Source organism: Methylophaga sp., assembly GCF_030651745.1.
Genome location: NZ_JAUSCC010000101.1, coordinates 1 through 13,769 on the forward strand (window position 1 = coordinate 1; position 13,769 = coordinate 13,769).

Genomic DNA, 13,769 nt, shown 5'->3' on the forward strand with positions numbered 1-13,769 from the left:
TCATGGACCATGATACCCAAGTCACTGAACATACTGACAATGTCTTCGACCTGATCCGCATCGACCAAATCTTCTGGACGGTGGTCATTGATCTCACCGTAAGTGAGATAACCGCGTTCCTTGCCTAAGGGGATTAGTTCTTTTCCGCGTGATTGGTGAGCTTTCATTCGGCCTCTTTATGCATGGTGACGGTGTTTTTGGCGGTAACACTATATTATAGTGAAAGCACTTCGTTATTGCATCATTTTTGATTACAGAACACTCACTTAAAGGATTTCACTTCCATTTTTTCAGCCTCTGTTAATTGGCTGAGAGGTTTGCTCATCAAATAAGTTAAACGTTCATCTCTTGCTTGCTTGTTTAGACGACTCACAATCCCGATGAGTTCATGCTCCAGCTGTTCTGGTGACAAATTCAACGATTGCACCGCGAGCTTTTCCATATAGGGAGCTTGTTGGGTGTCTCGCCAGCGCTCCAACAGCTGTGCGGTTTTAAGATGGGGATGCTCACGCATGGTTTCAAGTAGCTGAATTAAAATCGTTAAGCCCGGCAGATCCAGCAGAGATAATTTATCGGTATCCGGAACTGCTTCATGCAATTGCGGATGCTGTAACAGAATCATCACCGCCATGCGCACCGGCGTCATATTTGCCATCGCATTTTGTTTACTATTTTTAGCTCGTGGCGGTGCTGCTGGCTTGTCCAGATGCTTGTTTAAGGTAGCGATATTGGTCCTGGCATGATCTGCCAGCTGCTGTTCCAGCATATCGCGATACAAACCGGCTGGAATATGCCGTAGATAGGGTTTGGCTATTTCAACCAGTCTTGCACGGCCATCCATCGATTGACTGTCAACGCGGGAAAGCAAGGTGGCGAAGAAAAACTCGGAATAGCTCTGTGCCTGATCGACTAACTGATTAAATCCAGCCGCTCCCTGTTCTCTGACCATGGTATCGGGATCCTGTCCTTCCGGCAGGAACATAAATTTCAGTTCAAAGTTGCCACCAAGAATTGGCAATGCGTTTTCTGCAGCCCGCCAGGCAGCCTCTTTACCAGCGCGGTCACCATCAAAACAAAAAACAATTTCTGGCGCGCTACGCGTCAGAAGCCGTAAATGTTCAGATGTTGTCGCAGTCCCTAATGTTGCCACCGCATTGTTAATCCCAAATTGGGCCAGTGCAATCACATCCATATAGCCTTCAACAATCAGAATTTTTTCTAATCGACGGTTGGCTTTTCGTGCCTGATATAAGCCATACAGTTCCTGGCCTTTATGAAAGATGGGGGTTTCTGGAGAATTTAAATATTTCGGTGTGCCATCAGCATCAATGACTCGTCCACCAAAAGCTATGACTCGCCCTCGGCGATCTCGGATAGGAAACATCAGTCGATCACGAAAACGATCGTAGCTACGGCCCTTATCGTTTTTAATCAACATTCCGGCTTCGAATAACTGATCCTGACTTTGTTGATTGTTACCAAAAGTACGTAACAGATTGTCCCAACCATCGGGAGCCATACCAATATCAAAAGCCGCAACAGTTTCGGGGCTCAGCCCACGCTTTTGAATATAGTCCTGAAAAGCTTGCCGTTGCGGATGGTTTTGCAGTTGATGTGCATAATAACGACTGACCTTATCCATCAATTCGTAAAGGTTTTGTCTGGCGGGGGTCAACGCGGCTTGCTGGGTTACCGGAACCTGCATACCAACCGTATCAGCAAGCTCCTGAATGGCTTCAGGGAAACTGAGCTGATCGTATTCCATCAAAAACCCAATGGCTGTGCCATGAGCACCACAACCAAAGCAATGATAAAACTGTTTATCAGGACTAACGGTAAATGAGGGGGTTTTCTCGTTGTGGAAAGGGCAACAGGCGTGCAGGTTTTTACCGGCTTTTTTCAGCGGTACGCGAGCATCGATAATATCGACGATATCTACTCGTGAGAGCAATTCATCAATAAATTGTGGAGGGATTTGTCCGGCCATAAATCAATTATGGCCGAAGTCTGTCTTGAATGTTAACCACGTCTGAAAAAAGACCTGGTAATGCTTGCTTAGGAACTGAGCGCGGCCTTGACTTGGCTGCTCACTGCGCCCATATCAGCGCGACCTTGAACTTTTGGGCGCAATACATTCATCACCGCACCCATATCTTTCTGACTGCTGGCACCTGTCTCTTTAATCGCATCGGCAATAGCTGCCTGCAATTCTGCTTCACTCAAAGCCGTCGGCAAAAACTCTTCGATAATGACGAGTTCCGCTTTTTCGATAACGGCCAAGTCTTCACGACCAGCTTGCTCAAATTGAGACAAAGCGTCTTTACGCTGCTTGGTCATTTTGGTCAGCACAACGATAATGTCGTCATCTGACATATCCTGGCGATTATCGACTTCAACTTGCTTGATGGCAGCGGTAATTTGTCGCAATGTACCAAGACGATCTTTGTCTTTGGCGCGCATTGCGTCTTTAACACTATCTTGAATTCGAGCTTTAAGCGGACTGGCTTCTTGAGGCATTAGAATAAGATTCTAATCAGCAATTAGTACATGCGAACGCGGCTAGCGTTTTCACGAGACAGTTTCTTTTGGTGACGTTTCACAGCGGCAGCTGCAGCACGTTTACGAACCGTTGTTGGTTTTTCGTAAGCTTCGCGAGCGCGAGCTTCGGCAACCGTACCGGCTTTTTCACAAGCACGTTTGAAACGACGTAAAGCTACGTCAAATGGTTCGTTTTCTTTAACCTTAACAGATGGCATTCAATACATTCCTAAACAGACAATGACGGAAAAGCCCTTAATTGTACGAGATCTATTTAGGAAAGAAAATACTTAATGCTAATTAGTTGGATGAGACCAACACCATCAAGGCATAATAATTGGCATTGAATCCACTCAGCCAGAAGAAATTTATGCGTGTATTAGGAATTGAATCATCTTGTGATGAAACAGGTATTGCACTCTATGATACTGAAAAGGGCTTATTAGCTCACGCACTTTTCAGTCAGATTGAAATGCATGCCGAATACGGCGGGGTAGTGCCCGAGCTGGCCTCACGTGATCATATCCAGAAAGCCTTGCCGTTAATGCAGCAGGTTTTGGATGAAGCCGGCCTGCAACGCAATGATATCGATGCAGTTGCCTATACGGCTGGTCCAGGTCTGGTCGGTGCTTTATTAGTTGGTGCCGCGATTGGCCGCAGTTTAGCCTGGGCATTAAATATTCCAGCCTTGCCAATCAATCATATGGAAGGGCACTTGTTATCACCGCTGCTGGAAGCTAACCCACCAGCATTTCCTTTTGTATCGTTGTTGATTTCTGGTGGCCACACCTTACTGGTAGACGTTAAAGGAGTGGGTGAGTATCAGTTAATGGGCGAATCCATTGATGATGCTGTCGGAGAAGCATTTGATAAAACCGCCAAAATGTTGGGTTTGGGTTACCCGGGCGGCCCGGCATTGGCCGCTTTGGCTGAAAAGGGACAAGAGGGTGCTTATCTGTTCCCCAGACCGATGACTAATCGTCCGGGTTTGGATTTCAGCTTTAGTGGATTGAAAACCTTTGCTTTAAATACCTGGCATAACAGCGATCAAAGTGAACAGACGAAAGCTGATATTGCATTGGCTTTTCAAACTGCTGCAGTGGAGACCTTAGTAATTAAATGCCGCCGGGCATTAAAGCAAAGTGGCCATAAACGTCTTGTGGTGGCTGGTGGAGTCAGCGCTAACAAGTCTTTGCGAGCAGCTTTGGATGCAATACCAAAAGTGCAGGTTTATTACCCGCAATTACAATTCTGCAGTGATAACGGTGCAATGATCGCGTTTGCCGGCGCAATGAGGCAACAAGCCATGGTTATGGAATCTGAAGCCACATTTAATGTGCGCTCGCGTTGGCCTTTAGATGAATTAACGGCGCCGGTTTCAGCCTGATTTTTTCTCTTCACCGGCCAGTAAACGCTGAATATTGCCACGATGACGCCACAGCAACAGCACGGCAATTATCAAAATTATCCAGCGAGCAAATACTGTATCAATCAACCACAGCGCATAAACCGGGGTTAGTGCTGCCGCAGTAATCGCTGATAATGACGAAATCCGGCTAATTACAAACACGACAATCCATGTAAGTAAGGCTGCGCCAGCCAATGCCGGTGAAAGCGCAAGAAACGCACCTAATGCCGTTGCAACCCCTTTACCGCCCTTAAACTGAAAAAACACGGGATAGAGATGGCCAAGAAAGGCAAAGAAAGCGATTAAGACCAGGATATCAATATCAAACCCCATCATCCGGCCGATTAATACCGGAATAACGCCCTTTAACACATCAAGTAGCAATACTAATGCTGCGAGTTTTTTGCTGCCCATCCGCAGAACATTAGTCGCACCAGGATTGCCGGAACCTTGTGTCCGGGGATCCGGTAATCCAGCAACTTTGCAGAGTATTACAGCGCTCGACAATGAGCCAATAAGGTATGCGCCGAGCAATGCAAGCAGCGCGATAGCAGTTATTTCAGGCATGTTATGATGCGACCTTTAAAGAAGTAGCGGTATTATTCAGTACCGCCAGTATTTTTGCCAACACTGAAGCGACATCATGGATAAAATTTTTCTTAATGATCTCAAAGTAGACACCATTATTGGTATTTATTATTGGGAGCGTGAAACCCTGCAAACATTACGTTTTGATTTGGAAATGGACTGGGATATCCGCCAGGCGGCTAAATCAGATGATATTTCAAATACTTTGGATTATGGCGCTGTTGCCAATGTCTTGGTGGAATTTGTCGCCAATAGCCGTTATCTGCTGATAGAAAGGCTTGCTGAAGAAGTGGCGCAGCTATTATTGAAAACCTTCGCTATTCCAAAACTCAAATTGACCTTGACCAAACCGGTCAAATTGCATGGTCAGAATTACGCACAAATTGTTATCGAGCGCTCTAACGGATGAGGCAACGGCAAGGTTATCTGCTTGGGCTGGGCTCCAATCTCGGTCCGCAGGACAATATGGCTGCCATGGTAACAGCGCTGGTGAGTGAGTTTGGTGAGCTTGATATCAGTCGCGTACTGAAAATACCACCTGTCGGAATGAACAGTCATCGCGATTTTTTAAATACGATCATTTTTGTTGAAACCGACTTGCCGCAAACTGCATTAAAAGCGTTTTGTAACCAGATAGAAATCCAGTTAGGGCGGGATCGGGATGATCCATTAAGTAAAACCAAAGATCGCCCAGCCGATATCGATATTCTTTGTTCACTTAAATTGCCCGAAGAAGCTGATATTGCCGTGAGCAATGTGACTGACGAATATTTTCTTTATCCGATCATTCGCGAACTATTAGGTTATCTGACGGAAACCACAGAAGTGTCACCACCGGAAGGTTTGTTAATCAAGACATCACACCTAAGCTTTGGAGAGACGGCGACCACCATCTACTGGGATGGTAGCGCCAGTAATAAAGGGATTCTCTAGCAAACTTTTGATGGCAAGGTAAACCGGCTCTGCACCACCTTCCCGTGCCAACGGGGTTTCCGCCAACATTTTCTGTCTTACTTCTTGACTGTGTGACTCGGTGAATAAAACTGGGCCTGGAGCTACAGAATTTACCTTGATATGCGGCGCCAGTTTTTTAGCTAAAACCAATGTCAGATTATGCAATCCCGCTTTGGTTGTGCCATAGATATCAAAACGCGGTGTCGGGTTTTCAACGTTGATATCAGTAATATGAATAATATCCGCCGGATCTTCTCCCGGGCCTTTTAACGTTGCAGATAGCGCCTGATTGATAAGGAATGGCGCTAGCATATGCACGGTAAAAAAATGCTGATATTGCTCTGCAGCCTCGTTTAAATCTTCAGCTGTCGGAGTAAAAGCAGATGCGTTATGCACAATGCCTCGATATGTTTGGCTTAACTGCTGCAATTGCTCAATAAACGCCATAATACTGGCAGTATCCTGCAGATCAGCCTGAATGGTCTGTATGCCTAAATGCCGTAGTTTTTGGACATCTTCGGTTTCAGTACGGTAATGTGCCAATACATCATAACCATCCTGTTTTAGCCTGGAGGCAATATGAAAACCAACACGCCGTCCGGCACCTGTTACTAAAATAGGATTATCCACTGAAATTTCCGACTAAATGAAACATACCGCCAAGTTACCCGCACCAGACCCCATAGCGCAACAACATAGCGATAAGCTGTTGCAACTAATTTTTCAGACCATCGAAGATCACCATGGCTGGCTGAGCTTTGCAGAATTTATGCAAATGGCTTTATACCTGCCGGGACTTGGTTATTACAGTAATGGCTTAAGCAAAATTGGCGAAGCAGGGGATTTTATAACAGCCCCGGAAATCAGTCCGTTGTTTTCAAAGGCATTGGGCAATCATATCGCCGATGTGCTTAAACAAATCCCTGAAGCTGATTGCCTGGAATTTGGTGCTGGGAGTGGCCAGATGGCCGTCGACTTATTGTTATATCTGGCGGAAATTGACTGTTTACCAAAGCATTATTACATTATTGAAGCAAGTGCACACTTACGTGAAATGCAGCAGCAAAAAACAGATGAAAAATTAGGCACCCTGAAAAATATCGTCATCTGGCTGGATCAACTACCTGCAGAATTTGACGGTGTCATTATCGCTAATGAAGTCTGCGACGCTATGCCGGTGCATCGGATACTGTTTGAAAAAGATCAACTTTTAGAAATAGGGGTGGGTTTGCATCAGGGAAATCTTGAGTGGCAGACTCAACCTATAACGAATCCCGAATTAAAAGCTCGCTGTGAACAAATTCAGCCACAGCTTGAGCTGTTTCCATATCAGACTGAAATCGCCTTACAGGCACCTGCCTGGCTGAGTACTATCGCCAATCTGCTGAACCAGGGCGCAATTTATTTAATTGATTATGGTTATGAAGTCAAAGACTATTTTCATCCGGTTCGCAATCAGGGAATGTTGCGCTGCCATTATCGCCATCACCCACACAATGACCCGCTGATTTTAATCGGTTTACAGGATATTACGGCTCATGTGGAGTTCACCGCTTTGGCTGAAGCAGCTTATATGGAAGGCCTGCAAGTGGATGGATACCAGAAGCAAAGTGATTTTCTGTTGGCGGGCGATATTCTCACTCTCAGTCAGTTGGACTCGACTGACTCTTTTGAGCAGATGCAGCAAGCTGCAGCATTAAAACGTTTATTGTTACCAGAGCAAATGGGAGAACTATTCAAAGTCTTAAGTCTTTCCAAAGGTGTTACTTTGCCGCGATCAAAAGCTGGAGATTTACGTCACCGCCTTTAGTCATAAAAAAAGGCGCCGAAGCGCCTTTTCTATAAACAAAACAACTTTTATTGCTTGTCTTGCATTTGCTGTTTGAGCTGCTCAAGCTGCTCAGACATTTCAAACAGGATTTCTTTGATGTTTGCGACATCGTCAGTCAGGTTGTCTGTTTGACGTTTAGTTCTGGCAATTTCTTCGCGCATTTCAGGTGTTAATGCTCCGGTATCCTGACCTTTACGTTCAGCAGCTGTCGCCAATACTGTTGGAATATCAATAACCAACCAGTCAGAACGCTCTGATCCATCTGCTTCGTAGTAGGATTGGCCGTTATCCAATGCAACACGAGTAGCCGGTCTGGAATCACTTCTACGACTTCCCGGCAATAATGGATTCACCCGACGATCAATATCTTGTCCGGTAATTTGGTCTTTATCACGGTATTCCTGATGAACCAGACCAAAGATGATGTTCATTCGGCCGTTGCTATCAATAAAAACCCGACCACTATTGGTTTTACGCTCTGCAGCAATGGCTCCGGCATGAACACCTAATGTGACAAAGGTAATATCTTCATTAGGCTGTGCACGACTCAGGCCTTGAGCCAAGGTTGAGCTCAGGATCTGCAATTCGCCAGGAGAGAACAAAGGTACCTGTTGTGTTCTCAATAATACGCGTTGATTCACATACATCGAGGACAGCACTTCACGCATTTCATCAGAACTTATTGGTAATGGATGCTGGTTCGTACCAGGTTGATCCCGCTCGACCAATCGCACGTATTGCAGATTTGACTCCCACAGTTTCGGACCACTTTGTGACATGACGATTTCATTATCATTGGATGATTTTTTACTGAATGGGTTGCCACAGGCAGACAAGCCGACAGTCATTGCCATACTGAGTGCAATGATGCTGCTGTATTTCACAATGCCTTGCATATAAATTTCCTCAATTAATTCGTATCACGTTTATCCGACTACCGGAGACTCTGCTTTTTGTTCTCGACATAATAATGCCTGAACTGATTTGCGCGGATCGTACCCTTCAAACAGGATTTTGCATACCTGCTCGACAATTGGCATCTCAATACCTGCCTGCTGAGCACGTAATAAAACTTCTCGTGCAGCATGCATTCCTTCGACCGTTTTTCCAACTTTTTGCACGGCTTCATCAACGCTGAGTCCTGAACCAATAGCCAAACCCAGCTGGCGATTACGACTTTGATTATCCGTACACGTCAAAATCAAATCGCCCATTCCGGATAAGCCAAACATGGTTTCCGGTTCAGCTCCTAACACACTGGCTAAGCGCATGATTTCGGCCATGCCGCGCGTAAGTAATGCGGCACGCGCATTAGCACCATAGCCCAAGCCATCACAGATCCCTGCGGCGATGGCCAGTACATTTTTTACCGTACCGCCAATCTGCACTCCCAAAACATCTTTGGTGGTATAAGCCCTGAGAGCCGGACCATGCAGCGCATTTGCCAACGCCTTGGCAAACTCATCGTCCTGGGAAGCCACCGTCAGTGCAGTAGGCAATCCTGCAGCAACTTCTGCAGCAAAAGACGGCCCAGAAACCACTGCCAAGGAATGTCCTGCGCCAAGAATCTCCACCGCTGTGTCATGCAAAAAACGCCCGGTTTGTGGCGTTAAACCTTTTGTTGCCCAGCTAACCGGGACATTTTGCGGCAGAAAAGGTTTAATTTTGCTCAAGGTTTCACTGAACGCTGCACTTGGAACCGAAACCATCATATGCTGGCAATGGCTCAGTGCCTCAGCCAAATCCATTTGAATTTTTAATGTATCCGGCAGAACAATTTCCGGCAAATAACGACTGTTCATTCGTTCTGCCGCTATCCGCGAAAGTTGTTCTTTATCACGCCCCCATAACCAGACTTCATGCCCGTTTCTAGCCATGGCAATTGCCAGCGCCGTTCCCCAGGCACCGGCACCAATGACCAACGTTGGCATCAAAGTCGAAGCGTTCATTACTTTAAATTCAAACTTAATGGGTGGCTTGTGCTGCTTCCATTTGCTGACGAGCTTGATCAATTTGATGTCTGTAAACCGCGTCAAAATTAACCGGCGCCAACACCAACTGCGGGAAACCGCCTTTGATAACAACGTCTGAAATCACTTCACGGGCAAACGGGAAAATCGTATTAGGACAGTAGCTGCCAATTAAAGGACCCATTTCTTCTTTGCTGTAACCGGTCAAGGTGAAAATTCCAGCTTGTTTCACTTCTGCCAGAAATGCCACCTGATCGTTAACTTTAGCGGTAACAGTGACTATCAGTATGATTTCATGGGTGTCTTCATCAAGACGGGTGTATTCATTACCTAACTGCAGATCCAGTTTTGGTTTCCATTCTTCACGGAAAATTGCTGGAGAATTCGGTGTTTCAAACGAAATATCTTTGGTATAGATTTTTTGAATGATGAACTTAGGTTGCTGTTCTTCTGTTGCTGCTGCATTTTCTTCAGCCATGATTTTCCCTCTCGTTAAAGTTTAATTATTTGTCAATAAAGCATCGAGCTGGCCCGTCCGGTCAATATCGACCAAATCGGTATAACCACCTACCGCTTTACCATTAATGAATATTTGTGGAACCGTACGGCGCTGACTTTTTTGCATCATTTCTTCACGTTTTTCAGGATGTTGATCCACCCGGATTTCATCGTAAACAACACCTTTACGATCCAACAGTTGCTTGGCCATAACGCAATACGGGCAATGACCGGAAGAGTAAATGATGACTTTGTTCATATCAGCACGTTCCAGGTTTTAACTGAAAAGCGGTAATTTGGCATCTCGCCAAGCGTGTAAGCCGCCAGACAGTACATGAATATTGGTATAGCCACGCGTCTTAAACTGCTTGGCTGCAGATTTAGCGCGTTGACCACTATCGCAAACCAGAACTAATGGCTGCTCTTTCTTTTTTAACGGCTTCAGATTCGCATCGATATCCGCCAGCGGCACATTCACTGAATCAACAATATGTGAACTCTCAAACGCCGCTTTATCGCGGACATCCACAAAACAGCCTTTTTGCTGATTCACCAGATTGACCGCTGTTGTTACATCGATAGTATTAAAACCACTGAGTTTGCGGGTTAATGAGTCGGAAAACACCAACCATAGCAACACAACAAACAAGCTGGACAGTATCCAATGGTTAACAATAAATTCGCCCAGATTTTCCATGAAACAACCCTAAAATTATGAATAATTGATGTATCTTATTTCGCGCAGAACAGTTCACACATCATACTGATCAGCCGTAGCAGACGATCATCTTTAACACGGTAAAAGATCTTATTGGCTTCTCGTCTTGCCGCTAAAATGTTTTTCTCTTTTAATTTGGCAAGGTGCTGAGATACATTACTCTGTGTCGTACCGACCTGATCAACAATATCCTGCACCGACAATTCTTTATCACCCAGCGTACAAAGAATTTTCAAGCGCAAAGGATTTGACATTGCTTTCAGCGCAAATGCAGCGCGCTCAATATCGTCATTAATGGCTTGCATCTTCGTGTTTCCCGTCGGTGAAATGATGTTCGTCAATGCGATGGCAACTGTAATTGATTACAAAAGCCCATATAATACACAGCATTGTTGTTGATTTGCAGTGCTCACTGTTTTTGGCAACCAAAAGATGACGTCGCAACCTGTGATTAAAGGATAAATCCATGAACCACATGCATCGCCCACTTGCGCTAATCATTATGGATGGTTGGGGTTATAGTGAGGAAGCTCAACATAATGCCATTATGGCCGCCCACACTCCCGTCTGGGATCATTTGTGGAATGATTATGCGCATACCCTGATTAATGCCTCTGGTGCTGGTGTCGGTTTGCCTGGCGATCAAATGGGAAACTCCGAAGTCGGGCATCTTAATATCGGAGCCGGTCGCGTGGTGTATCAGGAATTCACCCGTATCAGCCGCGCCATCCGTACCGGTTCATTTTTTAGCAATCAAACCCTGACTGATGTTGTGGACGATGTTGTCAGCAATGATAAAGCGTTGCACATTTTAGGTTTGCTATCTGATGGCGGAGTGCACAGTCACGAAAGTCATATTCACGCCATGGTTAAGCTCGCAGCAGATCGTGGCGCAAAAAAAATCTATTTACATGCGTTTTTGGATGGCCGTGATACGTCACCTAAGTCGGCACTGCAGTTTGTTGAAAATATGCAAGCCAGCTTTAACGAAACCGGCGAAGGACGCTTTGCCAGTGTGATCGGCCGATATTATGCGATGGATCGTGATAAGCGCTGGGATAGAGTTCAACAGGCTTATGACTTAATTGCCAATGCCAACGCGCTTTATCAGGCAGACAATGCTTTGCAAGCCATCAATGATGCATACGCTCGCGGTGAAACAGACGAATTTGTCAAAGCCACGCTTATTGGCGAAGCGGCGCCGATTGAAGATGGCGATAGTCTGGTATTTATGAACTTTCGTGCTGACCGGGCGCGTGAACTGACGCAGACTTTTATTGATCCGGACTTTAACGATTTTCCTAAATCACGAACAGCGAAACTCTCACAGTTCGTCACGTTAACCGAGTATAAAAAAGATTTTGTTGTTCCGGTGGCATTCCCACCTGAAAAGCTCAACAACCTGCTTGGGGAGTGTATTTCTGCCGTTGGCTTAAAACAGTTACGCATTGCCGAAACTGAAAAGTATGCGCACGTAACTTTCTTTTTCAATGGTGGCAGAGATGCACCATATGAAGGTGAAGACAGGATTTTGGTGCCATCACCTAAAGTTGATACTTATGACTTACAACCAGAAATGAACGCGCCGGAAGTGGCCGAAAAACTAGTCAAAGCCATTCATAGCAACCAATATGATGTGATTATCTGTAATTTTGCCAATGCTGATATGGTGGGTCATACCGGAAACTTTGAAGCGACTGTCAAAGCCATTGAAACGCTGGATAATTGCTTGGGCAAAATATGGTCGGCATTAAAAGAAAGCGGAGGGGAAATGCTGGTTACAGCAGATCACGGTAATGCTGAAAAAATGCTTGATAATGAAAAAGGACAAGCTCATACCGCACACACCAGTAATCTGGTGCCATTGATTTATGCTGGTCGCCCTGCAGTATGTGCGGAGCAAGGTGGTTTATCCGATATCGCCCCCACCATGCTAAACCTGCTAGGCCTGCCGATTCCAGCTGAAATGAATAACCATATTCTGGTAAAACTACTCTGAACACGCAAGCTATGACTCGTGGTTTAATTCTGTTTTTATGTTTTTTGTTGCCTTTAAACCTTGCTGCTGAGCCTTCGTCTGCAAAAAAGTTAGAGGCTGTTCGGGGTGAAATCTCAGCACTGGATAAGAACATAAATCTTAATAAAAAAACCCAGGCCGAATTGCAGCAGCAGTTAAAAACGCAAAGCCTTAAAGTCTCTGAGATCAATCGGGAATTAAACAAGCTAAAACAGTCGATTGCCGTTAAAGATGATGAGTTACTTAATCTGCAGCTTGAACAGGGACTTACTGAAAAGCAACAGGCCCAGCAGCTGGAAGCTTTGAATCAACAAATCCGTTCTGCATTTATGAATGCACAACCCAGCTATCTGAAGATTCTGCTATCGGAACAATCTCCGGAACGCGTCAGTCGCAGCAATACTTATTACCGTTATTTTCATACTGCTCGGCAGCAGCAAATAGAAGCCTTACAAACCACTCTGCTGAACCTTACTGAACAGGAAAAGGCCATATACGCAGTAAAGAAAAATCTCAGTGAGCTTGAACAACAGCAATTAGCTCAACAGGAAGCCTTAAAACAGCAGACGGCTGAGCGGGAAAGCACTCTCGCGGCATTAAACAAGAAAATTTCCGGGCAAGATGCTCAACTCACGGCATTGAGGCAAGAAGAGAAAGATTTACAGTCTTTATTAGACGCTCTTGCCAAAAAAGCCGCTCAAAGACCTCCACCAGCGGTTGCCGTGAAACCAAGTGAACGTTTTTCGAGTCAGAGTGGAAAGCTACAGTGGCCTTTAACCGGAAAAATCCTGGCAAGCTATGGTAGCCAACGTAATCTTGATAAACTCAGCTGGAAAGGCATACTGATAGCCTCCGACAAAGGAACGTCAGTTAAAGCAAGTGCAGATGGACGAGTGGTGTTTGCCGACTGGATGAAAGGTTTTGGTTTGTTAATCATCATCGACCACGGCGAACAGTTCATGACACTTTATGGCAATAATGACAGCCTGCTTAAAAACACCGGAGACACGGTAAAAGCCGGCGACGTGATTGCACAAAGTGGTGACCAAGGTGTCAGACAAATCGCTGGATTATATTTTGAAGTACGTCATAAAGGCAGTCCGACCAATCCTATACAATGGCTGCGCAAGCAAGGTTAACTAGAAATAAGGAATGAAGTTCATATGCGCTTTTTGAAACGTGATTTTGCGCTGGTAACAGCGGGTGTCATTATCGGCATCACATTGATTTTTGGCCAAATGGTGTTA

The 13,769-nt window shown here is 45.3% G+C and carries 18 protein-coding genes; 6 read left to right on the forward strand and 12 right to left on the reverse strand.

The genetic code is table 11. The features are described from left to right. The 4 genes from Q7V21_RS11975 to rpsU all read right to left on the reverse strand — a co-directional run. Nucleotides 1-167 (reverse strand): RNA polymerase sigma factor region1.1 domain-containing protein (locus Q7V21_RS11975; protein WP_304917540.1); only part of this gene is annotated, 167 nt, incomplete at its 3' end. A 95-nt stretch (nt 168-262) separates the two neighbouring features. After that, nucleotides 263-1,987, reverse strand: a complete 1,725-nt coding sequence (gene dnaG, locus Q7V21_RS11980) for a DNA primase (protein WP_304917524.1) — start codon at nt 1,985-1,987, stop codon at nt 263-265. Between the two features lie 68 nt (nt 1,988-2,055). Next, a complete protein-coding gene (locus Q7V21_RS11985) occupies nt 2,056-2,517 on the reverse strand; it encodes a GatB/YqeY domain-containing protein (protein ID WP_304917525.1) in 462 nt (153 codons plus the stop codon). Between the two features lie 23 nt (nt 2,518-2,540). Then, nucleotides 2,541-2,756 carry a 30S ribosomal protein S21 gene (gene rpsU / locus Q7V21_RS11990; protein WP_014705573.1) on the reverse strand — a complete coding sequence of 72 codons (216 nt, stop codon included), beginning with the start codon at nt 2,754-2,756 and terminating at the stop codon, nt 2,541-2,543. Between the two features lie 152 nt (nt 2,757-2,908). Here rpsU and tsaD point away from each other — a divergent pair, with 152 nt between their 5' ends. Then, nucleotides 2,909-3,925 carry a tRNA (adenosine(37)-N6)-threonylcarbamoyltransferase complex transferase subunit TsaD gene (tsaD, locus tag Q7V21_RS11995; protein WP_304917526.1) on the forward strand — a complete coding sequence of 339 codons (1,017 nt, stop codon included), beginning with the start codon at nt 2,909-2,911 and terminating at the stop codon, nt 3,923-3,925. On the opposite strand, the gene plsY is transcribed toward tsaD, so the two are convergent. Then, nucleotides 3,917-4,513 carry a glycerol-3-phosphate 1-O-acyltransferase PlsY gene (gene plsY / locus Q7V21_RS12000; RefSeq protein ID WP_304917527.1) on the reverse strand — a complete coding sequence of 199 codons (597 nt, stop codon included), beginning with the start codon at nt 4,511-4,513 and terminating at the stop codon, nt 3,917-3,919. The two genes, tsaD and plsY, sit on opposite strands and share 9 nt — an antisense overlap. A gap of 76 nt (nt 4,514-4,589) precedes the next feature. Between plsY and folB the strand changes: the two genes are divergently transcribed. Together folB and Q7V21_RS12010 are read left to right on the forward strand one after the other, a co-directional pair. Next, a complete protein-coding gene (gene folB, locus Q7V21_RS12005; protein WP_304917528.1) occupies nt 4,590-4,943 on the forward strand; it encodes a dihydroneopterin aldolase in 354 nt (117 codons plus the stop codon). Further along, on the forward strand, nt 4,940-5,467 hold the full coding sequence (locus Q7V21_RS12010) for a 2-amino-4-hydroxy-6-hydroxymethyldihydropteridine diphosphokinase (RefSeq protein ID WP_304917529.1): 528 nt from the start codon (nt 4,940-4,942) through the stop codon (nt 5,465-5,467). Before folB ends, Q7V21_RS12010 begins: the two co-directional genes overlap by 4 nt. On the opposite strand, the gene Q7V21_RS12015 is transcribed toward Q7V21_RS12010, so the two are convergent. Next, nucleotides 5,399-6,118, reverse strand: coding sequence for an SDR family oxidoreductase (locus Q7V21_RS12015; RefSeq protein WP_304917530.1), 720 nt, complete (start codon nt 6,116-6,118; stop codon nt 5,399-5,401). The genes Q7V21_RS12010 and Q7V21_RS12015 overlap by 69 nt on opposite strands. A gap of 16 nt (nt 6,119-6,134) precedes the next feature. On the opposite strand from Q7V21_RS12015, the gene Q7V21_RS12020 reads away from it, so the two are divergent. After that, a complete protein-coding gene (locus Q7V21_RS12020) occupies nt 6,135-7,298 on the forward strand; it encodes a class I SAM-dependent methyltransferase (protein WP_304917531.1) in 1,164 nt (387 codons plus the stop codon). A 47-nt stretch (nt 7,299-7,345) separates the two neighbouring features. On the opposite strand, the gene Q7V21_RS12025 is transcribed toward Q7V21_RS12020, so the two are convergent. Genes Q7V21_RS12025 through Q7V21_RS12050 form a run of 6 tightly spaced genes read right to left on the reverse strand, consistent with a single transcriptional unit; the run spans nt 7,346 to nt 10,810 of the window. Next, a complete protein-coding gene (locus Q7V21_RS12025) occupies nt 7,346-8,215 on the reverse strand; it encodes a hypothetical protein (RefSeq protein WP_304917532.1) in 870 nt (289 codons plus the stop codon). A 30-nt stretch (nt 8,216-8,245) separates the two neighbouring features. Beyond that, entirely contained in the window at nt 8,246-9,268 is a 1,023-nt protein-coding gene (locus tag Q7V21_RS12030) for an NAD(P)H-dependent glycerol-3-phosphate dehydrogenase (RefSeq protein ID WP_304917533.1), read from the reverse strand. A gap of 16 nt (nt 9,269-9,284) precedes the next feature. Next, on the reverse strand, nt 9,285-9,767 hold the full coding sequence (gene secB, locus Q7V21_RS12035) for a protein-export chaperone SecB (RefSeq protein WP_304917534.1): 483 nt from the start codon (nt 9,765-9,767) through the stop codon (nt 9,285-9,287). A 21-nt stretch (nt 9,768-9,788) separates the two neighbouring features. After that, complete coding sequence (grxC, locus tag Q7V21_RS12040; protein WP_304917535.1) at nt 9,789-10,046, reverse strand: glutaredoxin 3; 258 nt, start codon at nt 10,044-10,046, stop codon at nt 9,789-9,791. Nucleotides 10,047-10,064: 18 nt separating this feature from the next. Then, the gene (locus Q7V21_RS12045) at nt 10,065-10,484 is read right to left on the reverse strand and encodes a rhodanese-like domain-containing protein (protein WP_304917536.1); all 420 of its coding nucleotides are present in this window, start codon (nt 10,482-10,484) and stop codon (nt 10,065-10,067) included. 35 nt (nt 10,485-10,519) lie between these two features. Further along, nucleotides 10,520-10,810, reverse strand: coding sequence for a helix-turn-helix transcriptional regulator (locus Q7V21_RS12050; RefSeq protein WP_304917537.1), 291 nt, complete (start codon nt 10,808-10,810; stop codon nt 10,520-10,522). A gap of 161 nt (nt 10,811-10,971) precedes the next feature. On the opposite strand from Q7V21_RS12050, the gene gpmI reads away from it, so the two are divergent. Together gpmI and Q7V21_RS12060 are read left to right on the forward strand one after the other, a co-directional pair. After that, nucleotides 10,972-12,504: a 2,3-bisphosphoglycerate-independent phosphoglycerate mutase gene (gene gpmI, locus Q7V21_RS12055; protein ID WP_304917538.1), complete on the forward strand. Its 1,533-nt coding sequence runs from the start codon at nt 10,972-10,974 to the stop codon at nt 12,502-12,504. 11 nt (nt 12,505-12,515) lie between these two features. Further along, nucleotides 12,516-13,661 (forward strand): murein hydrolase activator EnvC, encoded by a 1,146-nt coding sequence (locus Q7V21_RS12060; protein ID WP_304917539.1) that lies wholly within the window; start codon nt 12,516-12,518, stop codon nt 13,659-13,661. Nucleotides 13,662-13,769: the final 108 nt, after the last annotated feature.